Source organism: Streptococcus sanguinis (assembly GCF_003943655.1).
Classification (GTDB): Bacteria; Bacillota; Bacilli; order Lactobacillales; family Streptococcaceae; genus Streptococcus; species Streptococcus sanguinis_F.
This window is the reverse complement of the sequence record NZ_RJMM01000007.1, coordinates 25,121-47,046: the sequence shown is the minus strand read 5'-3', so window position 1 is coordinate 47,046 and position 21,926 is coordinate 25,121. Positions and strand designations below refer to the sequence as shown.

The window sequence follows — 21,926 nt, the reverse complement described above, 5'->3', positions numbered from 1 at the left end:
AGTAAACATGACTAAAGGATTTCAATACAGTATTCTGGCGTCGGGATCAAGCGGTAATTGTTTCTATCTGGAAACAGACCAAAAGCGGATTCTGGTTGACGCTGGCTTATCAGGCAAGAAAATTACGAGCTTGCTGGGCGAAATTGACCGCAAGCCTGAGGATTTGGATGCTATTTTAGTGACTCATGAGCACAAGGACCACATTCATGGTGTTGGGGTATTGGCCCGCAAGTATCATTTAGATATTTATGCTAATGAGTCCACTTGGAAGGCTATGGAAAAGGACTTGGGCAAGTTGGATGCTAGTCAAAAGCATATCTTTGAATTGGGCAAGACCAAGACCTTTGGAGACCTAGATATAGAAAGCTTTGGTGTCAGTCATGACGCAGCCTGTCCGCAATTTTACCGCTTCATGAAGGACGATAAGAGTTTTGTCATGCTAACTGATACGGGCTATGTCAGTGACCGGATGGCTGGGATTATCGAAAATGCCGACGGGTACCTGATTGAGAGCAACCATGATATTGAAATTCTTCGCAGCGGTGCCTACCCTTGGAGCCTCAAGCAGCGGATTCTGTCGGATATGGGTCACCTATCCAATGAAGACGGAGCGGAGACCATGATTCGGACTCTGGGCAATCGCACCAAGCGAATCTATCTGGGCCATCTCAGTAAGGAAAATAATATCAAGGAATTGGCTCACATGACCATGGTCAATCAACTGGCTCAGGCCGATATGGCAGTTGGTCACGATTTCCAGGTCTATGATACCTCGCCTGATACCGCGACGCCTTTGACGAGTATTTAAACACTAGACCGCAAGGTTTGGTTTTCTTGCTCTAGTGCGGTATCCATTAAATATTTAAAAAGCAACGGTTTTATTTTGCAAAGGAGCTTGTATGCGGCCAATTTACTTTGTGGTAGGTCTATTATCTTTAGGGTTGGGAGTTTTGGGGATTTTTCTGCCTCTCCTGCCGACGACGCCATTTCTTCTCTTGTCCATTGCCTGCTTTTCGCGCAGTTCCAAGCGTTTTGAGAATTGGCTCTATCATACAAAGATGTACCAGACCTATGTGGCGGATTTTCGAGAGACGGGAACGATTGCCAAGGAGCGTAAGAAAAAGATTATCGTTTCCATCTATATCTTGATGGGTATTTCCATTTTTCTAGCGCCTATTATTTGGGTTAAAATTGGACTGTTGGGTCTGACCGTTTTTATCACCTATTATTTGTTTAAAGTAATTCCGGATAAGGAATAGAAATCACTGTCAGCAGGTGCGTTTGCGCCTGTTTTTTGTTATAATAGAGACTGTATATCTTTGGAAAGGAAAAGGTATCATGCTGTTTATCCGACTGAAGTCAGCATGATGTAAAATAGTAATGGAAAATTTGAAAAAAGCATTGCTGGGTCAGTTTGACTTGGTTTTCTCTGATGAGACCTTGTTGGAAACGGCTTTTACCCATACGAGCTATGCCAATGAGCACCGCCTCTTAAAAATTTCACACAATGAGCGCTTGGAATTTTTAGGAGACGCTGTTCTACAACTGATTATTTCGGAGTATCTTTATACCAAGTATCCTAAGAGACCAGAGGGCGATCTGTCTAAGCTGCGTTCCATGATTGTTCGGGAGGAGAGCTTGGCGGGCTTTGCCCGTGATTGTCAGTTTGATCAGTTTATCAAGCTGGGACGCGGTGAGGAGAAGTCTGGCGGCCGGAATCGTGATACAATTTTAGGAGATTTGTTTGAGGCCTTTTTAGGCGCCTTGCTCTTAGATAAGGGTGTGGAAGCAGTCAAAAGCTTTCTCTATCAAGTCATGATTCCCAAGGTGGAAGCGGGAGATTTTGAGCGGGTGACGGACTATAAGACAAAGCTGCAGGAGTTGCTGCAGATTAATGGCGATGTGGAAATTGCCTATCAGGTCGTCTCCGAGACAGGACCTGCTCATGCCAAAAATTTCGAGGTGGCCGTTCTTATCAATGGCCGCAAGTCCGGTCAAGGTCAGGGGCGTTCTAAAAAGCTGGCCGAGCAGGAAGCTGCTAAAAACGCATTTGAAAAGGAAAGTTCTTCATGTTTTTAAAGGAAATTGAAATTCAGGGCTTCAAGTCATTTGCTGATAAGACTAAAGTTGTTTTTGATCAGGGAGTGACAGCGGTTGTTGGGCCAAATGGTTCCGGCAAGTCCAATATTACGGAGAGCCTGCGCTGGGCCTTGGGAGAGTCCAGTGTGAAAAGTCTGCGGGGCGGCAAGATGCCCGATGTGATTTTTGCGGGAACAGAAACCCGCAAGCCACTAAATTACGCATCAGTGGTAGTGGTTCTGGATAACAGTGACCAATTTATCAAGGATGCTGCCAATGAGATTCGGGTGGAGCGTCACATTTACCGCAGCGGTGACAGTGAGTATAAGATTGACGGTAAAAAAGTCCGTCTGCGCGATGTCCATGATCTCTTCATGGATACTGGGCTGGGACGAGATTCCTTCTCCATCATTTCCCAAGGGAAAGTTGAAGAAATCTTTAATAGCAAGCCCGAGGAACGCCGGGCAATCTTTGAAGAGGCGGCTGGAGTGCTTAAGTATAAGACACGTCGCAAAGAAACGGAAAGCAAGCTTAGTCAAACCCAGGATAATCTGGACCGTCTGGAAGATATTATCTACGAGCTGGAGAGCCAGGTCAAGCCCTTGGAGAAGCAGGCTGAAACTGCTAAGCGCTTCTTGAGTCTGGATGGCCAGCGCCGAGAGCTTTACTTGGATGTTTTGGTCGCACAGCTGACAGCTAACAAGGAAAGGCTGACCCAGGCTGAAGAAGATTTAAGGAATATCCAGCAAGAGCTGGCAACCTACTATAGCAAGCGAGATGAGCTGGAAGTTGAAAACCAAACCTTGAAGGCCAAACGCCATGAGCTCAATCAAACTTTGTCTGATGATCAAGCTAGTTTGCTGGAATTGACCCGCTTAATCAGTGATTTGGAGCGTCAGATTGATCTTTCTAAGTTGGAGTCCAGCCAAGCAGCGACGAGCCGTCGGGAAAATGAAGAACGTTTGGCCGCTTTGTCAGAAAAACTGGCTCAGATAGAAAGCAACATAGAAGACAAGCAGGCTGAATTGAGCCAAATAGCTGCCAAACTGAGTGACAATGAGCAGTCTATCGCTGCTTTGGAAGCAGAATTAGCAGACTTTTCAGATGATCCAGACCAGCTGATTGAACATCTACGTGAGCAGTATGTCAAGCTCATGCAGGAAGAGGCAAATCTTTCTAATGACTTGACCTCTCTGGAGAGCCAGCTGGCTAGCGAGCTTAAATTGGCTGAGAGCAAGAAAGCAGACTATGCTAAATTGCAAGCTGATTTGGAGGCTAGTCAGATTCAGGAGCAGGCTGGTTTGGAGGAGTTGGAAATTGCTCGCCAAGCCCTCAAGACTCTACTAGCAGAGTACCAGAGTCAGGTTCAGTTGGTAGAGAAGCTAGAGGCTGACTATAAGCATCAGCAGACTAAGATGTTTGAGCTTTTGGACGACCTCAAAAACAAGCAGGCGCGTTCAAATAGCTTGGAAGCCATTCTCAAAAATCACAGTAATTTCTATGCTGGAGTTAAGAGTGTGCTACAGGAAGCAGGTCGACTGGGTGGTATTGTAGGAGCAGTCAGTGAAAAACTTAGCTTCGATCCCCACTATCAGGCAGCGTTGGAAATTGCGCTGGGAGCCAGCAGTCAGAACATTATCGTGGAAGATGAGGCGGCTGCGACTCGGGCTATCGAATTTCTGAAGAAAAATCGGGCTGGCCGGGCAACCTTCCTGCCTTTAACAACTATCAAGCCGCGTCAGCTGCCTGACCATAACCGTGCTACGATTGAAAAAAGTGCTGGTTTTCTGGGACTGGCTTCTTCCTTGGTCAGCTATGAGTCGTCTTTAGACAGCATTTTTAAAAATCTGCTGGGAACAACCGCTATTTTTGATACAGTGGAGCATGCCCGAGCAGCAGCTCGCCAAGTACGCTATCAGGTTCGCATGGTGACTTTGGATGGAACAGAGCTTCGGACTGGCGGTTCTTATGCTGGTGGTGTAAATCGCAATAACAATACTATCTTTATCAAGCCGGAGTTGGATGCTCTGCTCGAAGAGATTAAGCAGAAAAATGTCAGCTTGAAAGAGCAGGAAGAAGCAGTGCAAATTCTGCAAAACCAGCTAAGTCAGGCTAAGCAGGTATTGGAACAAATCAAGACAGACGGTGAGCAGGCTCGCTTGGCTGAGCAAAAGGCTAATCTAGCCTATGAACAGTTGGCCAAGCGTGTAGAAGAACTCACAAGTCTGAAAAATCTACAGGAACAGGAGTTAGCTGGTCAATCTGCTTTGGATATTTCAGAAGAGAAAGATCGACTGCAGACTCGCTTGACCGAGATTGAGCAAGAAAAAACGGACATAACTGCAGAAATAGAGCAGGTTAAGTCGAACAAAGATGCAGTTCAGGCTCGCTTTGACAAGCTTTCCTCTCGTCTGGCTGAACTCAAGCTCCAGCGGACAGAATTGACCTCCAACCAACGCTTTGAAAAGAATGACTTGGAGCGACTGTCCGAGGAAAAAGCCAATCTTGAAAAAGAGCAGGCAACCTTGGAGCTTTTGATGGAGCAAAAGGAACAGTCCAGCCTGCAGAAGGTCGATATTACAATCCTGGAAGAGCAATTAGAGGCCGCCAAGCAAGAAAAGACTGAGCTGGATCAAAGACTGATTCGTCTGAAATTTGAGCTTGAAGATTTAGAAGGTCAGTCTGACGATATTGCCAGTCGTTTGGAGCAAGCCCGCCATCAAAATGAAGAATTGATTCGCCGGCAGGCTAAAGCAGAGGCGGAAAAGGATAAGCTCATGGATGTCATGCGCCGTCTGGCAAGCAATCTGACAGATGACTATCAGATGAGCTTCGAAGAAGCAAGCAGCCAGGCTCGTCCTTTAGAAAGTTTGCCAGCTGCTGAAAGCCAGGTGAAGGATCTGGAAAAAGCCATTCGAGCTTTAGGTCCAGTCAATCTGGAAGCAGTCGAGCAGTTTGAAGAAGTCAGCAACCGTTTGAACTTCCTCAACGAGCAGCGAGACGATGTTCTATCAGCTAAAAATCTGCTCTTAGAGACGATTGAAGAGATGAATGACGAAGTCAAGGAACGCTTTAAATCAACCTTTGAAGCCATTCGTGAAAGCTTTAAGGTGACTTTCCGTCAGATGTTTGGCGGTGGTTCGGCAGACCTGATATTGACGGAGGGAGACTTGCTGACAGCTGGTGTAGAAATCTCTGTGCAGCCACCAGGCAAGAAAATCCAGTCGCTTAATCTGATGAGCGGTGGCGAGAAGGCCTTGTCAGCTTTGGCTCTCCTTTTCTCTATCATCCGCGTTAAGACCATTCCTTTTGTCATCTTGGACGAGGTCGAAGCAGCACTGGACGAGGCTAATGTTAAACGCTTTGGGGATTACCTCAACCGCTTTGACAAGGACAGCCAGTTCATCGTGGTCACTCACCGTAAGGGAACCATGTCAGCTGCAGACTCTATTTACGGAGTTACCATGCAGGAGTCTGGTGTTTCCAAGATTGTCTCGGTCAAGTTAAAAGATTTAGAAAGTATGTAACATGAGTATAAAATTAGTAGCAACGGATATGGACGGCACCTTTTTAGACAGTAAAGGTCAGTTTGATATGGACCGTCTCAAGCAAGTTTTGGCTCGCTTCAAAGAAAAAGGCATGTATTTTGCTGTAGCCAGCGGGCGCGGCCTCTTGTCGCTGGAAAAGCTGTTTGAGGAAGTCCGCAATGAGATTATTTTTATTGCTGAAAACGGTAGTTTAGTGGAATTTCACGGTCAGGATCTCTATGAAGCAACCATGCCTCGGGACTTTTATCTCAAGGTTTTTGATAAGCTGCAGGAATCTCCCTATGTCAATGTCAATGAGCTGCTTTTGACAGGCAAACGTGCCTGCTATGTCTTGGAGACTGTGGATCCGACCTATCTTTCCTTCAGTGCTCATTATAATGAAAACATTCAAAAAGTAGCTAGCCTGACTGATATCGACGATGAAATTTTCAAGTTTACGACCAATTTTGCTGAGGACCAAGTCGTAGCTGGTGAAGCTTGGGTCAATGAGAATATTGATGGAGTCAAGGCCATGACAACTGGCTACAAGTCCATTGACATCGTTCTGGACCATGTGGATAAGGGGGTTGCCATTGTCGAGCTGGCCAAGAAGCTTGGCATAGATCTTTCTCAGGTTATGGTTTTTGGCGATAATCTCAACGATTTACACATGATGCAGGTGGCTGGCTATCCGATTGCGACTGAAAATGCTCGCCCTGAGATTTTAGAAGTGGCCAAGGAAGTCATCGGTCACCATGATGCTCAGTCGGTTATCACTTACATGGAGGGATTATAATGGCAGATATAAAACTGATTGCCCTTGACTTGGATGGAACTCTTCTGAATTCAGACAAGAAGATTTCTGAGCGCAATTTAGCAGCTTTAAAAGCAGCTCAGGATAAGGGAGTTAAGGTGGTTCTGACTACTGGTCGCCCCCTTAAGGCTATGGATTTTTTCCTGCATGAGCTGGGAACAGACGGTCGAGAGGATGAGTACACCATTACATTTAATGGTGGTCTTGTTCAGCGCAACACTGGAGAAATCCTCGATAAAACGGTCTTTTCTTATGATGATGTAGCGCGGATTTACGAGGAGACAGACAAGCTCCATATCCCGCTTGATGCTATCTGCGAAGGACTTGTCTATCAGATTCAATCCGATCAAGACTCGCTTTATGCCCAGTTCAATCCAGCTTTGACTTTTGAGCCCATTGATTTCAGTGATTTGTCCAGTCAGCAGACTTATAATAAATGTGTCACTGCTTATGCTCAACAACCACTGGATGCTGCTATTGAGCAAATCTCTCCAGAATTATTTGAGCGCTATGAGATTTTCAAATCTAGAGAAATGTTGCTGGAGTGGTCACCGAAAAATGTCCATAAGGCTAATGGTTTGGAGAAACTGATTGCCCATTTAGGCATTGAGAGAAGTCAGGTCATGGCTTGTGGTGATGAAGCCAATGATCTTTCTATGATTGAGTGGGCTGGCCTGGGAGTAGCCATGCAGAATGCAGTAGCCATCGTCAAAGAAGCAGCTAATGTGGTGACACCTATGACCAATGATGAGGATGCAGTGGCTTGGGTTATTGAAGAATATGTACTAAAGGAGGATTAGCCGATGGGATTATTTGACCGCCTTTTCGGCCGAAAAAAACAAGAACCGCCGATTGAAGAAGTTGTCAAGGAAGCATTGGAAAACATTGGCGAGCTTGAAGAAGAAACAGCGTCTGTTCCAGAAGCAGGAGAGAATCTTGAAGCGGAAGCTGCTCAGTCCTATCAGGGCGAGCAACAACTTGATGACCAAATTTCGGATACAAAAGATAGTTTGGCTGATGTTGAAGAGCTAGCATCTCAAGCCACCCAAGAAGAAAGCAAGGAGCCAGAGCATGAAAGAGAAATTATTGCAGAAAATCAAGAAGTGGCTCAAGGAGCAACTCAGACTGAAAAAACTCTAGAAGAGCACCAGCCTGAAAGCAGTGACGAAACGGTAGAAGAACTTGTTAAACAAACAAACCTATCGGTTGAAGCATTATCTCATACTGAGCATGAAGCTGTTTCTTATGACGAGGTGGCAACTGATTCAAATAATGAGATTGAACTAGGAACAGAAGATGTTCCACTAACAGAATCAGAAGCTACAGAAGAGTCTGCTGAACTTCCTCAAGAGGAATCCACTCAGGAAAAATATGACCGCAGCCTAAAGAAGACTCGGACAGGATTTGGAGCACGGCTCAATGCCTTCTTTGCTAATTTCCGCTCAGTAGATGAAGAGTTCTTCGAAGACTTGGAAGAGCTGCTCATCACTAGTGATGTAGGGGTTCAAGTGGCTTCCAGTCTGACTGAGGAACTACGCTATGAAGCCCGTCTGAAAAATGCTAAAAAACCAGCTGCTCTGCGCCAGCTGATTATTGAAAAATTGGTGGACATTTATGAGAAAGATGGCCGCTTTAATGAAAAAATCAATTTCCAAAACGGTCTGACTGTCATGCTCTTTGTTGGGGTCAACGGAGTCGGTAAGACCACCTCTATCGGTAAACTAGCCTATAAGTACAAACAACAAGGCAAGAAAGTCATGTTGGTAGCAGCAGATACATTCCGAGCTGGAGCGGTGGCTCAGTTGGCTGAATGGGGCCGGCGTGTAGACGTTCCTGTAGTGACAGGACCTGAGAAGAGCGATCCTGCCAGTGTCGTATATGACGGAATGGAGCGTGCTCAGGCGGAGCAGGTTGATGTTCTTATGATTGACACGGCTGGCCGCCTGCAAAATAAGGACAACCTCATGGCAGAGCTGGAGAAAATTGGCCGCATTATTAAGCGGGTGGATCCAGAAGCACCGCATGAAACTTTCCTAGCTCTCGATGCTTCAACTGGTCAGAATGCTCTAGTTCAGGCCAAGGAATTTTCTAAAATCACCCCAGTCACAGGAATTGTACTGACGAAGATTGATGGAACAGCTCGAGGCGGGGTTGTGTTAGCTATTCGTCAGGAATTGGATATTCCGGTCAAGCTGATTGGCTTTGGAGAAAAGATTGATGATATCGGTGAGTTCAACTCAGAGAACTTTATGAAAGGCCTGCTTGAAGGCTTAGTATAAAGCAAAAAAGCCAGTACATGTACTGGCTTTTTTATGAATATTTTTTAATCTTATTTTTTTGGAGACCACTGCCAGTCAGCTCCAAATTCTCTAAGGAGTTCAAAGGAAGCATCTGGTCCCATAGAACCAACAGGATACTCATGGAGTGGCACTTCATTGCTATGCCAGAGCTCTTCAATCTGATCAATCAGCTCCCAGCTGGAGCGGACTTCATCCCAGTGGCTGAAGTTGGTTGAGTCATTGTTAAGGACGTCAAAGATTAATTTTTCGTAAGGATCAGGGGAAGCACCACTAGCTGTTGCGTCTGTTCGATAGTCCAGAGAGAGAGGAGCCAAGCTGAAGCGCTCGCCGACCTCTTTGCCATTCATGCTGAGAGAGAAGCCCTCAGTCGGCTGGATATGAATGGTCAGAACATTTGGTGCTAACTCCTCACCAAAGATAGACTCTATCTGCTTAAAGACAATATTAACAAGAGTGCCTTTTTCAGTGAGACGTTTACCAGTTCGGAAGAAAAATGGAACATCAAGGAAACGTTCGCTATTTACGAAGAAAGCCCCTGAAGCAAAGGTTTCAGTCATGGAGTCAGGATTGACATTAGGCTCGCTCCGGTAGGAGATGTATTTCTTACCTTTGACCGTGCCAGACTTATACTGACCGCGTATAAAGAAGCGTTTCAAGTCTTCTTTATCGGGCTGTACCAAGCGTTCAAAAACTTTGACTTTCTCTGCCCGAATGTCCTCTTTGCTGAAGCTTTTCGGTTTGTCCATAGCTAAGAGTGACAGGAGCTGCAAGGTATGATTCTGCACCATATCCCGTAGAGCACCGGACTGGTCATAGTAACCACCTCGTTCTTCGACACCAAGCTTTTCGGCAAAGGTAATCTGGACATTGTCAATGTAGTCACGATTCCAGATATTTTCAAAGAGAAGGTTGGCAAAGCGGATAGCGAAGATGCTCTGAATCATTTCCTTACCTAGGTAATGGTCAATACGGAAAATCTGCTCTTCATCAAAGGCCGCCAAGAGTTCTTCGTTAAGTTTGCTGGCAGTTGCCAAATCTGTCCCGAAAGGCTTTTCGACAATCAGACGTTCAAAGCCTTTGCCATCTACGATATTTTCAGACTTGAGGTGTTTGGCAATGGTACCGAAAAATTGCGGAGCCATGGACAGGAAGAAGAGTTTATTGTGCTCAGCTTGGTACTGCTCATTGAGTCGGTTTTGAAGCTTGCGCAGCTCAATGTAGTGCTCGGTATCCTGCACATCATGACTTTGATAGTAGAAGTGGCTGGCAAACTCTTGGGCTTGCTCTGGACTGTCAGCTAAATCAGCGATTGCCTCGACAACGACAGACTCAAAATACTCTTTGCTCCAAGGCCGGCGGGCTGTTCCAATAACTGCAAAATGCTTGGAAAGATTACCAGACTTATAGAGCCTGAAGAGGGATGGGTAGAGTTTTCTTTTGGCCAAGTCACCGCTGGCTCCGAAAATTGTTACAATAACTTTTGAAGACATCCTGATACCTATTTTCTAAATGATGTCTCTATTTTATCACAATTTTTCTAAAGATTGTATTCAGAAATTCGGTTTCTGAAAAGGGAGATAAATAGAAAGAATTTGACCGCTGCTTGAAAAATATCCAAAGATAAAAAATGAGGCTAAGACACAATTGTGCCAGCCTCGTTTTCTTTATTCAAATACCCGATAAACGTAAGGATTTTCTGGTTTTTCTACCTTATCAAAGCTTTCAACTTCTAGAGTTGGAAGGCTTTGCCCCAGACTTTTATGGTAGTGCATGGTAATTTTTCCCTTGGCATGAATCCAGGTATTATTTTCGAAATGCTGCGTATTTCCAGTCGTCAATAGGCCATAGACACCTGAGTCGGCGATACAATGGATAATACCAAAGCGAAAGAGAAATTGACTCTTCTGGTCGCTTGGATCATTGTAGACAAAGCCGGTGAACTCCAGCGTTTTGCCTACAAACTCGTCAGGATAATCATAGATGACCTCCATGATTTCCATGTAGTTCTCAGTTGTGACCTGAATGGTATCTTGCTTAACATATTTCTTAGCGGCTGCCCGCATTTCTTTTTCGTAAGCTCCTTTGGTAAAGTAGGTGCTGGTATCCGGCTTTAGGTATTGGCTGGTTGTGCCTTCGTCCTGCTGAATAGCAGTTGAAGTTCCCTCAGCTAGCGGGAAATGAAATCCTTTGGCCGAAACTGTTGTCGAATCCAAGGTTACAGTTGGAAAGAAAATTCCTACGAAAAGTGGTATGACAAGCAGCAGCACGCTGCCTAACTTGGCCCAGCGAGTGCTTAAATGACTGTGAACCTCCATCTTCTTCATCCAGATAATGAGCTGCACGACTGCCAAGACAAAAGACAGAATCATAGAAAAGTATGCCAGATAGGAATAGTGGAGATTGATATATTGATTAAGCTTGCCTGTCAGCTGCAGATACATGGTAATCTCAAAGTAGCCGACTAAGATTAGAAATCGAATCATAGCACCACCCCCACAAGCCAAGAGTAAAGAAAGACGACGATGGTAACTAGGCTGATAAATTGCCAGATAAAGCGTGTCTTAAAGTAGTTTTTCATCATCAGCAGATTCTTGACATCTAGCATCGGCCCAATGACCAAGAAGGCTAAGACAGGTGATAAGCCGAAGCTAGCAATCAAGGAGCTCCCGATGAAAGCGTCAGCTTCACTGCAAAGTGAGAGCAGGAAGGACAGCAGCATGAGCAGGAGAATAGCAACAGCTGGTGTCGAGCTGATAGAGGTCAGGATTCTGGTTGGAACATAGACTTGGACTAGGCTGGCGAAGAGACAGCCAAAGACCAGATAGCGACCTGTATCGAAAAATTCGTCAATGGCCTGCACAAAGACCTGAAATAGCTTTTGTCCTTTGCTGAGATGTGAAAAGTCATGCTCATGAACCGCTTTGCGATTTTCTTTCTGAATATTGCTGTCTGCAAAGAAGCCCAGAAAAATCCCTAAAAGAACAGCCACGACCATAGAACCTAAAGCACGAAGCAGAGCCATTCGGAAGGAATTACCAAAGGCTGAATAGGTGGCAAAGAGCACGATAGGGTTGATGACTGGAGCCGTTACCAGAAAAGGCACAGCCGTGTAACTGGGAACTTTCTTTTCAAGAAACCGATTTATAATAGGGACGATTCCGCACTCGCAAGAAGGGAAGACAAAACCAACCAAGCTTCCAAAGAAAATCCGGGCCCATTTGTTCTTGGGCAAGAAACGATAAACCTTGTCCGGCGTGACATAAACCTCAATAAAGCCAGAAATAATACTTCCGATCAAGACAAAAGGCAGGGCCTCAATGATAATGGAGAGAAAGATGGCGCCGGCTTGCAGGACACTGGCCGGCAGCTGAGAGAAGAAGCTCATTCTTTCTTATCCTTCTCGTTTTTAGATTTTTTCTTGTCTTCCTCTTGAAATTCTACCTTTTCAATCTTGGGCAGGGTTGCAAACTCCTCGAACATCTTGTCCAAATCATCTGATCTGGTAAATTTAACAGCCATAAAGGCACCTCATTTCTAAAATAATAATTCTATTATACTACCAATTATCAAAAAATGAAATTTTGAAACATAGGAGACTCTTTGTCGCTGATTTACCCTAAATTTTTTGTACAAATAGTACTAAATAGTTCTAAAACTGCCTATCTTTCAAAGCACTTGTGATATAATAGGATTGTTATGGAAAATATAAATATTGAAAAAATTGCCCAGAAATTGGGCCTTAAAGAAAGCCAAGTATCACAAGTCCTAGACCTGACCGCTGAGGGAAATACAATTCCTTTTATTGCTCGTTACCGTAAGGAAATGACAGGAAATCTGGATGAGGTAGAGATTAAGGCAATCATTGACTTAGATAAGAGCAAGACTGCCTTGGCAGAGCGTAAAGCGACGGTCTTAGCTAAGATTGAGGAGCAGGGAAAATTAACGGATGCTCTTCGCTCTGAGATTGAGTCTGCTGAAAAGCTGGCTGATGTGGAAGAACTTTATCTTCCTTATAAGGAGAAACGCCGTACCAAGGCTACGATTGCGCGTGAAGCAGGTCTCTTTCCTTTGGCTCGCCTAATCTTACAAGATTCGTCTAATCTGAAGGAAGAGGCTGAGAAACTTACTAGTGAAGCCTTTCCAACAGTAGAAGCTGCTCTAGCTGGAGCAGTGGATATTCTGACTGAAGCGATTTCCGAAGATACCAAGCTGCGGGCTTGGACCTACCATGAGATGCAGACCAATTCTTCTATCGTATCCAGTCTTAAAGACGGTGATTTGGATGAAAAGCAGATCTTCCAAATTTATTATGATTTTTCTGAAAAAGTAGCGACCATGCAAGGCTACAGGACTCTGGCTCTTAACCGTGGTGAGAAGCTAGGTATTCTCAAGGTTGGTTTTGAGCACAATCTCGAGAAGATCCTGCGCTTCTTTGAAGTACGTTTCAAGGTGAAAAATGCCTATATTATCGAAGCTGTCCAGCAAGCTGTTAAAAAGAAAATCATTCCAGCCATGGAGCGTCGTATTCGGACCGAGCTGACTGAGGCTGCTGAGGATGGTGCGATTCAGCTCTTCTCAGATAATCTCCGCCATCTTCTCCTGATTGCCCCTCTCAAAGGTCGAGTAGTACTGGGCTTTGACCCAGCCTTCCGAACAGGAGCCAAGCTGGCTGCTGTTGATGCGACAGGTAAGATGCTGACGACTCATGTTATCTATCCAGTAGCGCCAGCAAAGCCAGCTCAGATTGAAGCTTCTAAGAAGGAGCTGTCAGAGCTGATTGAGCAGTTTGGCGTGGAAATCATCGCCATTGGAAATGGAACGGCCANCCGAGAAAGCGAAGCCTTTGTAGCTGAAGTTTTGAAATCCCATCCAAATGTCAGCTATGTTATCGTCAATGAAAGCGGAGCATCTGTCTACTCTGCTAGTGAACTGGCTCGTCATGAGTTTCCAGATTTGACTGTTGAAAAGCGCTCAGCTATTTCCATTGCCCGCCGTTTGCAAGATCCTTTAGCTGAGCTGGTTAAGATTGATCCTAAGTCTATCGGGGTTGGTCAGTACCAGCATGATGTCAGCCAGAAAAAGCTGTCTGAAAGCCTGGACTTTGTCGTTGATACCGTGGTTAACCAAGTTGGTGTTAATATCAACACCGCCAGTCCTGCCCTTCTAGCTCACGTAGCTGGTCTTAATAAATCTATCTCAGAAAATATTGTCAAGTACCGGGAAACGGAAGGCTTGATTCGGTCTCGCGAGGCCATCAAGAAAGTGCCGCGTCTGGGCGCAAAGGCTTTTGAACAGGCAGCTGGCTTTCTGCGTATTCCCGAAAGTGATAACCTGCTAGACAATACAGGCGTTCACCCAGAGTCTTATAAGGCGGTGGAGGAGCTCTTTAAGCGTCTGGAAATCAGCAGTTTGGATGAAGCAGCCCAAGCCAAATTAAAAGCTGTTCAGATTGCTAGTTTGGCTGCAGAGCTAGGCTTGGGAGAAGAAACCCTCAAAGATATTATTGCGGATCTGCTCAAGCCTGGCCGGGATTTGCGAGATTCCTTTGACGCACCAGTTCTGCGGCAGGATGTCTTGGATATAAAGGATCTGCGCATCGGTCAAAAGCTGGAAGGGGTCGTCCGGAATGTCGTCGATTTCGGAGCCTTTGTAGATATCGGTATCCATGAAGATGGACTCATTCATATCTCTAAGCTGAGCACAGACTATATCAAGCATCCTAGTCAGGTCCTATCTGTTGGTGATTTGGTCACTGTCTGGGTAGATAAACTGGATGTGGAGCGGGAGAAGGTCAACCTCTCTCTGATAGCACCAAATGAATCTAACTAACTATGTCAAGCGGGTTTCGTTTGAGGATTTTGGCTGGGAATTCCGACACCAAGCCTATTGGAACAAGCGTCTCCGTACTACAGGGGGACGCTTCTTTCCTAAAGATGGTCATCTGGATTTCAACCCAAAAATCTATGAAACTTTTGGTCTGGAAATTTTTCGAAAAATTGTCCGACATGAGCTGACTCACTATCACCTCTATTATCAGGGCAAAGGATACCGCCATGGGGATAGAGATTTTAAAGACCTGCTCAAGCGAGTTGATGGTCTGCGCTACGCTCCATCCTTGTCCGACTCGCAAACCTTTCTCATCTATGAATGCCTGAGCTGCGGAGCACTTATCCGTCGCAGACGCAGAGTCAATCTTCAAAAATACCGGTGCGGACGCTGTATGGGCAAGCTCTGTTTGTCGGAGGAAGCTTGAGAATTAGTAAGAGAGTTCATTGAAGAACTCTCTTTTTTAAAAGAATGAACTTTCTAAGGTATAATCAGCCTTTGGCCCGATTGTTTTTCTGTGAAATATGGTAGAATAAAGTAAATATGATCATTGAGGTCTCTATCATGAACGTGAAATTCTATAAGTTGAAAAAGAATCGACTGATTTCCGGTGTCTTGTCCGGTCTGTCTGATAAATTTGATTTTGATCTGAGCCTAGTGCGCTTCCTCTTTATTATCTTTACTGTGGTCAATTTCGGCTTGGGAATTCTCATCTATATCCTGCTGGCTATGGTTATGCCCTATAAAGAAGACATAGAAGAAGAAATGTACGGAACTGGTCCACGCAAACGAAAAGAAGCGGAAGCTATCAAAGATGATAAAGACGGTTGGTTTTGGTAATTCTTAATAAAATAGAAAATTTCGGGACGCACTCCCGATTTTTTACTTGAAGTAGGGAATATTTTAGTAAGACATTTCTATACTGTGATTTATTTTCTGCTTGCTTCTTTTAGATAAACTCTCAAAAAGAAGCAGGCTAGAAAACCAGGTAAATCGACACTTAAAAACTCCACCAAAATATAATTTATCCAAGGAGGAAATATGATAGAAGTTTGGAATGCTTATGACTTAAATCGAAATCAACTCCCTCATCTCCTGGTTCGAGGAGAAAAAATTCTTGAAGGACAGTTTCATCTCTGTGTCAATGTCTTGGTTCGCCATCAGGATGGTGATATTCTCTTTATGCGGCGGTCAGCAAATAAAAGTCTCTATCCTGGCTACTATGAGTTTGGAGCGGGAGGCAGTGTGCTGGCAGGAGAGGATAGTCAGACAGCCGCCCTGCGTGAGTTAAAAGAGGAAACTGGCCTGGTTCCTGACAGCATCAGACTTTTGGAGCAGGTGTGCTCTATCAAAGACCAGTGCCATTTCGATTATTATGAAGTGGTTGTGTCTGGCGATAAGAGTCAAGTCCGCTATCAGGCAGGTGAAACAGATGCTCATGTCTGGTTGCCTTTGAGAGAGGTTCCGGCCTTTGTAGAAAACCATCCTTGTTTTAAGAACCAAAAGAAGATTCTCAGCAGCCTGATCGATTGATGTTCCGGCTGTTTTCTATTTTCACTAAAAAGTTGATTTAAATCAAAATATTTTTTCGACCTAAAATCAATCTTAAGGATTCTTTTAAGGTAAAAATTTGCTATAATAGAGGAAGACAAATTTGAAGGGAGAAGACAATGTCGGTAAAGGTCAAAGACCTCTTAAAAATATCCCGCCTGTCTCAGGAGTACGGAGATAACGTTTTACTGGAGAAAGAAATAAAAACTTCAGATATTTCTCGGCCTGGACTTGAAATGACTGGATATTTTGATTTTTATACACCCGAGCGGATACAGCTGATTGGGATGAAAGAGTGGTCTTATCTGATGAAGATGAGCTCTCATAACCGCCATCAGGTGCTGCTAAAAATGTTCCAGCCTGAGACGCCTGTGATTATCATTGCTCGAAATTTAGAGATTCCTAAAGAAATGATTAGTGCTGCTGATGAGAAGCAGATTGCTATTCTTAGAAGCAAAACCTCTACCAGTCGCTTGTCTGGAGAAATTTCTAGCTATCTTGATTCACGGCTGGCTGAGAGAACTAGCGTTCATGGTGTTCTGATGGATATCTATGGCATGGGGGTTCTCATCCAGGGGGACAGCGGAATTGGTAAAAGTGAAACAGGGCTTGAGTTGGTTAAGCGTGGCCATCGGTTGGTTGCGGATGACCGAGTGGATATCTATGCTAAGGATGAAATGACCCTTTGGGGAGAGCCGGCTGAAATCCTGCGCCACTTGTTGGAAATTCGTGGTGTTGGTATCATTGATGTCATGAGCCTTTACGGAGCTAGTGCTGTCAAAGATTCTTCTCAGGTTCAGATAGCTGTCTATCTGGAAAACTTTGATGTCCATAAGACCTTTGATCGTCTGGGCAATGATACAGAAGAGCTGGAGGTTGCCGGCGTCAGAATTCCACGTATTCGGATTCCTGTGAAGACCGGACGCAATATCTCGGTTGTGATTGAGGCTGCAGCTATGAACTATCGCGCGAAGCAAATGGGCTATGATGCTACCAAGATCTTTGAAGAACGCCTCACTGATTTAATTAGCCGAAATGAGGTGAAATATGATTGATCCAGTAGCTATCCAACTTGGGCCTATCAGTATTCGCTGGTATGCCATCTGCATTGTCACAGGCTTAGTCTTGGCCGTCTATCTAGCCATGAAAGAGGCTCCGCGTCGGAAGATTATTCCTGATGATATTTTGGATTTTATCCTAGTGGCTTTTCCCGTGGCCATCGTCGGTGCCCGACTTTATTACGTGGCCTTCGAATGGGATTATTATGGTAAGAATCTGATAAAAATCATTGATTTTTGGAATGGCGGAATAGCCGGGATTGCCATTTATGGTGGACTGATAGCTGGTGCTATCGTTCTCTACTTTTTCTGTCGGAGAAGGCTGATTCATCCAGTTGATTTTCTGGATATCGCAGCACCGAGTGTGATGATTGCCCAGAGTATTGGTCGCTGGGGGAATTTTGCCAACCATGAGGCCTATGGTGCGGCAGTTAAGAGTTTGGATTATCTGCCTAGCTTTATTCGTGAGAATATGTATATCGAAGGCAGTTACAGACAGCCAACTTTCCTCTATGAATCTCTATGGAACCTACTTGGTTTTATCTTGATTATTGTTCTACGCCGTCGGCCTAAGTTGCTGAGACAGGGAGAAATCGCCGCCTTCTATCTAATTTGGTATGGATTTGGCCGGATGATTATTGAGGGTATGCGGACGGACAGTCTTATGTTTGCTGGTCTGCGTGTTTCCCAATGGCTGTCGCTGATTCTTATTTTTGTCGGAATCGGCATCATCATTTACCAAAGAAAAAAGCAAGCCCCTTATTATCAAGAATAAGAAATGCTTAGAGCCGCTGACTCTTGTAAGAGACGTCTGCAATGAAAGGAGAGAAATATGATAATTGAAATTGCTTATGCTTTACTGGCGGTAGCCCTCATTATCTTCGTGATTTACTTGACGATTACTGTCAAAAATCTGGGCGAGAAAGCTGGTAAGATGCTAGATGAAACAGAAAATACCATCAAGGTCTTGACTTCTGATGTCAACGTGACCCTTCACCAAACCAATGATTTGCTGGCCAAGGTCAATGTCTTAACTGATGACATCAATCAAAAGGTCGCAACTATTGATCCTTTGTTTACAGCTGTAGCAGACCTGTCTGAGTCTGTTTCAGATTTAAACGTTCAGGCGCGCACGCTGAGTAAAAAAGCTGTGTCTGTTGGCAAGGGATCTGTCAAGACAACAGCTGGTTTATCTGCTTTGCGTTTTGCTTCAAAATTGTTTAAAAAATAAGAAAGAAGGTCTATTATGGGAAAATTTTCATCACTGTTATTGGGCGCCGTTACTGGTGCAGCTGCTGCCTATTTTCTGACCNGTAAGAAAGGAAAGGAAACGACAGATAAGGTTCGAGACTTTGTTAAGGAATACCAAGAAAATCCTGATGATATTCACGAAGCTGTCGTTCAGTCTGCTAAAGACTTTTCAAATCAAGCTGTCAGCGCAATTCAACAAACCAAAGAAAAAGTTGAGAAAGGCGAGATTACAACTGAAACAGTCATCGAATCTGTCAAAGAAACGACCAAGTCAGTCGTGGACTACTCGCAAGATAAGTTTAACGAAATCAAAGAAAAATTTGAGAAAGAAGAAAGCAGCTTAGCTGAGGAAGAACCTGTGATCTTCGAAGAGGAAGAAGAACCTTCAGAAGAAATCATCATTGACTTCGGAGCAGAAGCGACAGAAGGACAAGAAGAAAAGGCTGTTGAAACAGACAGTCAAGAAGAAAAATAAAACAAAGAAGACTAGCAATTTTGCTAGTCTTCTTTGTTTACAAGAACGAAAAAAAGAACCGAGGACTTAAAGCGTCGTCGGTTTTTCTTATATTTTAAAATCGTAGAATCACAAGGTTGGTTTATTTGCTAGTTTGGCGTTTCTTTGCGAACAAGCGATAAGATTGAATGCTAATCAGGCTGGAAGCAATGGCCAAAGCGAAAGACATAAATGTATTCATTTTCAAGCTCAAAAATACAAAGCTAAACAAAACTGTCAAGACACAGAACACAGCAATATTTAAGAAGAAAAAGAGTTCACTTAATCTTGGTGATGTTTCTGCTTCAGGTAAGTACTCTTGATAGAGTGGTGTTTGTTCAGATTCAATTTCTTGGTAGTAGTAGTCAGTTGGGTCATCATATTGTTGGTATTTTCTTACGTGCATAATTCTCTCTCCTTACAGTACCCTATAATTCTACCATTTTTTTGCAGTTCAAAATATTACAAAAGAGTTACAAAACGAATAAATTCGAATGAAAAACCACTCCTTTATATTTTTTTGCTATAATGGTTTTATGAAAAAGATAATTATTACAGCAACAGCTGAAAGTATAGAACAAGTTGAGGAACTTTTGAAGGCGAATGTCGATCGAATTTATGTCGGAGAGAAAAATTATGGCCTTCGTTTGCCTCATAATTTTAGTTTAGACGAATTAACTCGAATTTCTGACTTGGTTCACCAAGCAGGAAAAGAGTTGACCGTTGCGGTGAACGCGCTCATGCATCAAGAAATGATGGATAAGATCAAGCCCTATCTTGATTTTCTGCAGGAGATTGGAGCAGATTATATTACCGTTGGTGATGCTGGTGTTTTCTATGTGCTGCAGCGAGATGGCTACAAATTAAAAACCATTTACGACGCATCGACCATGGTTACCAGCAGCCGTCAGATTAACTTTTGGGCTAAGAATGCTGGAGTCTCAGAAGCTGTCTTGGCGCGTGAGATTCCTTCTGCAGAGCTTTTTAAGATGCCTGAGATTCTGGAAATTCCTGCTGAAGTCTTGGTTTACGGGGCTAGTGTCATCCATCACTCCAAGCGTCCACTTTTGCAGAATTACTATAATTTTACTCATATCGATGATGAAAAGACACGGGAGCGAGACCTCTTTCTGGCGGAACCAAGCGATCCGCAGAGCCATTATTCGATTTTTGAGGACAATCATGGTACTCATATTTTTGCCAATAATGACTTGGATTTGATGACCAAGCTGATAGAGTTGGTTAATCATGGATTCTGCCACTGGAAGCTAGAAGGTCTCTACACACCTGGTCACAACTTTGTCGAGATTGCTAAGATTTTTGTAGAGGCGAGAGATTTGATTGAAGCAGGCAAGTTTAGCTCAGATCAAGCCTTTGTGCTGAATGAGGCGATTCACAAACTGCATCCGAAAAATCGTTTTCTGGATACAGGATTTTATGACTATGACCCTGATATGGTAAAATAAATATTTAAACTAGGGCTCCTTTTAGGAGTTCTTTTTTGAGGACAAAAATAAGATTTCTAAAACATGAGTAAAAAGTATATGTTCCTAACTATTTTTTTGAATTAATTCGAAAATTAGAATTGTGAAAATAATTCAAAGAACCTTGCTTTTGGGGGCAAATTACTATAAAATAATAAGGATTAGACATCAACACTTTTATATTGCAAATAGGAGAAAATGATGGCAAGAAAGTTGAAACGACCAGAGGTGTTATCACCTGCTGGTACTTTGGAAAAGCTAAAAGTAGCTGTTCGATATGGAGCGGATGCTGTTTTTATTGGCGGACAGGCCTATGGTCTGCGCAGTCGGGCTGGGAACTTTACCTTTGAACAGATGGAAGAAGGGGTTCAGTTTGCGGCTAGTTATGGTGCTAAGGTCTATGTCGCGGCCAATATGGTCATGCACGAGGGAAATGAAGAGGGAGCTGGTGAGTGGTTCCGCCGTTTGCGGGATATCGGGATTGCGGCTGTCATTGTTTCAGATCCGGCTTTGATTGCTATTGCAGCGTCAGAAGCACCTGGTCTAGAAATCCACCTATCGACTCAGGCTAGTGCGACCAACTATGAAACGCTGGAGTTCTGGAAAAATTTAGGACTGACTCGAGTTGTCCTAGCCCGCGAAGTTTCTATGGCTGAGCTGGCTGAAATTCGCCGACGGACTGACGTTGAAATAGAAGCCTTTGTTCATGGAGCGATGTGTATTTCCTACTCTGGACGCTGTACATTATCCAACCATATGAGTATGCGCGATGCCAATCGTGGAGGCTGCTCGCAATCCTGCCGTTGGAAATATGACCTCTACGACATGCCTTTTGGTCAAGAACGTAAGAGCTTGAAGGGTGAAGTTCCAGAAGAATTTTCCATGTCCGCAGTTGATATGTCCATGATTGACCGCATACCAGACATGATTGAAAATGGAGTGGATAGCTTGAAGATTGAGGGGCGGATGAAGTCCATTCATTACGTTTCTACGGTGACTAACTGCTATAAAGCAGCTGTGAATGCTTATCTAGAAAGTCCTGAAAAGTTCGAAGCTATCAAGCAGGATTTGGTCGATGAGATGTGGAAGGTTGCTCAACGTGAATTGGCCACAGGATTCTACTATCATACTCCAACTGAAAATGAGCAGCTTTTCGGAGCGCGACGCAAGATTCCAGAATACAAATTTGTAGCTGAAGTAGTAGCTTATGACGCAGACAGTCAGACAGCGACTATTCGTCAGCGAAATGTTATTCATGAAGGAGATCAGGTTGAGTTTTACGGACCGGGCTTCCGTCATTTTGAAACCTTTATCACAGACCTTCGAGATGCTGACGGTAACAAAATTGATCGGGCTCCTAATCCGATGGAACTCCTGACCATTCACTTGGAGCAGCCCGTAGAGGCTGGCGATATGGTGCGGGCTCGAAAGGAAGGCTTGATTAATCTTTACAAGGAAGATGGCACTAGCGTGACCGTCCGAGCTTAATCTTTTATTCATAGGTGGCTTTTTAATCTAAAAGCCATTTTTATGAATAGAGGTT

The 21,926-nt window shown here is 44.1% G+C and carries 22 protein-coding genes; 17 read left to right on the top strand and 5 right to left on the bottom strand.

Features of this window, described 5'->3' with window-relative positions:
- Nucleotides 1-7 precede the first annotated feature (7 nt).
- From walJ to ftsY, 7 genes are all read left to right on the top strand, one after another.
- A complete protein-coding gene (gene walJ / locus D8886_RS04755) occupies nt 8-808 on the top strand; it encodes an exodeoxyribonuclease WalJ (protein ID WP_125434387.1) in 801 nt (266 codons plus the stop codon).
- 91 nt (nt 809-899) lie between these two features.
- Nucleotides 900-1,259: a YbaN family protein gene (locus D8886_RS04750; protein ID WP_002903152.1), complete on the top strand. Its 360-nt coding sequence runs from the start codon at nt 900-902 to the stop codon at nt 1,257-1,259.
- Nucleotides 1,260-1,380: 121 nt separating this feature from the next.
- Nucleotides 1,381-2,079, top strand: a complete 699-nt coding sequence (gene rnc / locus D8886_RS04745) for a ribonuclease III (protein ID WP_125434386.1) — start codon at nt 1,381-1,383, stop codon at nt 2,077-2,079.
- The gene (gene smc, locus D8886_RS04740) at nt 2,070-5,606 is read left to right on the top strand and encodes a chromosome segregation protein SMC (RefSeq protein WP_125434385.1); all 3,537 of its coding nucleotides are present in this window, start codon (nt 2,070-2,072) and stop codon (nt 5,604-5,606) included. The genes rnc and smc overlap by 10 nt, the downstream gene beginning before the upstream one ends.
- Before the next feature lies 1 nt (nt 5,607).
- Nucleotides 5,608-6,402: a Cof-type HAD-IIB family hydrolase gene (locus D8886_RS04735; RefSeq protein ID WP_125434384.1), complete on the top strand. Its 795-nt coding sequence runs from the start codon at nt 5,608-5,610 to the stop codon at nt 6,400-6,402.
- Nucleotides 6,402-7,220, top strand: a complete 819-nt coding sequence (locus D8886_RS04730; protein WP_125434383.1) for a Cof-type HAD-IIB family hydrolase — start codon at nt 6,402-6,404, stop codon at nt 7,218-7,220. The genes D8886_RS04735 and D8886_RS04730 overlap by 1 nt, the downstream gene beginning before the upstream one ends.
- A 3-nt stretch (nt 7,221-7,223) precedes the next feature.
- Entirely contained in the window at nt 7,224-8,699 is a 1,476-nt protein-coding gene (gene ftsY, locus D8886_RS04725; protein ID WP_125434382.1) for a signal recognition particle-docking protein FtsY, read from the top strand.
- Between the two features lie 50 nt (nt 8,700-8,749).
- Here the strand turns inward: ftsY and zwf are convergent, their stop codons facing one another.
- From zwf to D8886_RS04705, 4 genes are all read right to left on the bottom strand, one after another.
- Nucleotides 8,750-10,210 (bottom strand): glucose-6-phosphate dehydrogenase, encoded by a 1,461-nt coding sequence (gene zwf / locus D8886_RS04720; protein ID WP_125434381.1) that lies wholly within the window; start codon nt 10,208-10,210, stop codon nt 8,750-8,752.
- 174 nt (nt 10,211-10,384) lie between these two features.
- Nucleotides 10,385-11,203 carry a TIGR03943 family putative permease subunit gene (locus D8886_RS04715; RefSeq protein WP_125434380.1) on the bottom strand — a complete coding sequence of 273 codons (819 nt, stop codon included), beginning with the start codon at nt 11,201-11,203 and terminating at the stop codon, nt 10,385-10,387.
- Nucleotides 11,200-12,105 (bottom strand): permease, encoded by a 906-nt coding sequence (locus tag D8886_RS04710; protein ID WP_125434379.1) that lies wholly within the window; start codon nt 12,103-12,105, stop codon nt 11,200-11,202. The genes D8886_RS04715 and D8886_RS04710 overlap by 4 nt, the downstream gene beginning before the upstream one ends.
- Nucleotides 12,102-12,239 carry an SPJ_0845 family protein gene (locus D8886_RS04705; RefSeq protein ID WP_125434378.1) on the bottom strand — a complete coding sequence of 46 codons (138 nt, stop codon included), beginning with the start codon at nt 12,237-12,239 and terminating at the stop codon, nt 12,102-12,104. The genes D8886_RS04710 and D8886_RS04705 overlap by 4 nt, the downstream gene beginning before the upstream one ends.
- A 177-nt stretch (nt 12,240-12,416) precedes the next feature.
- Between D8886_RS04705 and D8886_RS04700 the strand changes: the two genes are divergently transcribed.
- From D8886_RS04700 to D8886_RS04665, 8 genes are all read left to right on the top strand, one after another.
- The gene (locus D8886_RS04700) at nt 12,417-14,549 is read left to right on the top strand and encodes a Tex family protein (RefSeq protein WP_125434377.1); all 2,133 of its coding nucleotides are present in this window, start codon (nt 12,417-12,419) and stop codon (nt 14,547-14,549) included.
- Nucleotides 14,536-14,973: a SprT family protein gene (locus tag D8886_RS04695; protein WP_125434376.1), complete on the top strand. Its 438-nt coding sequence runs from the start codon at nt 14,536-14,538 to the stop codon at nt 14,971-14,973. Before D8886_RS04700 ends, D8886_RS04695 begins: the two co-directional genes overlap by 14 nt.
- Nucleotides 14,974-15,110: 137 nt before the next feature.
- Complete coding sequence (locus D8886_RS04690) at nt 15,111-15,386, top strand: PspC domain-containing protein (RefSeq protein ID WP_032906743.1); 276 nt, start codon at nt 15,111-15,113, stop codon at nt 15,384-15,386.
- Nucleotides 15,387-15,587: 201 nt separating this feature from the next.
- Complete coding sequence (locus D8886_RS04685; RefSeq protein WP_125434375.1) at nt 15,588-16,079, top strand: NUDIX hydrolase; 492 nt, start codon at nt 15,588-15,590, stop codon at nt 16,077-16,079.
- Between the two features lie 137 nt (nt 16,080-16,216).
- Nucleotides 16,217-17,152 carry an HPr(Ser) kinase/phosphatase gene (hprK, locus tag D8886_RS04680; RefSeq protein ID WP_125434374.1) on the top strand — a complete coding sequence of 312 codons (936 nt, stop codon included), beginning with the start codon at nt 16,217-16,219 and terminating at the stop codon, nt 17,150-17,152.
- Nucleotides 17,145-17,930: a prolipoprotein diacylglyceryl transferase gene (gene lgt, locus D8886_RS04675; RefSeq protein WP_125434373.1), complete on the top strand. Its 786-nt coding sequence runs from the start codon at nt 17,145-17,147 to the stop codon at nt 17,928-17,930. Before hprK ends, lgt begins: the two co-directional genes overlap by 8 nt.
- A gap of 57 nt (nt 17,931-17,987) precedes the next feature.
- Entirely contained in the window at nt 17,988-18,386 is a 399-nt protein-coding gene (locus D8886_RS04670; RefSeq protein WP_002894975.1) for a DUF948 domain-containing protein, read from the top strand.
- A gap of 15 nt (nt 18,387-18,401) precedes the next feature.
- Nucleotides 18,402-18,881, top strand: a complete 480-nt coding sequence (locus D8886_RS04665) for a YtxH domain-containing protein (RefSeq protein ID WP_125434372.1) — start codon at nt 18,402-18,404, stop codon at nt 18,879-18,881.
- Nucleotides 18,882-19,002: 121 nt separating this feature from the next.
- On the opposite strand, the gene D8886_RS04660 is transcribed toward D8886_RS04665, so the two are convergent.
- On the bottom strand, nt 19,003-19,305 hold the full coding sequence (locus tag D8886_RS04660) for a DUF3270 family protein (RefSeq protein ID WP_002897221.1): 303 nt from the start codon (nt 19,303-19,305) through the stop codon (nt 19,003-19,005).
- Nucleotides 19,306-19,435: 130 nt separating this feature from the next.
- Here D8886_RS04660 and D8886_RS04655 point away from each other — a divergent pair, with 130 nt between their 5' ends.
- Nucleotides 19,436-20,365 carry a peptidase U32 family protein gene (locus D8886_RS04655; RefSeq protein WP_185761252.1) on the top strand — a complete coding sequence of 310 codons (930 nt, stop codon included), beginning with the start codon at nt 19,436-19,438 and terminating at the stop codon, nt 20,363-20,365.
- Between the two features lie 219 nt (nt 20,366-20,584).
- Entirely contained in the window at nt 20,585-21,871 is a 1,287-nt protein-coding gene (locus D8886_RS04650) for a peptidase U32 family protein (protein WP_032906623.1), read from the top strand.
- The last annotated feature ends 55 nt before the right edge of the window (nt 21,872-21,926 follow it).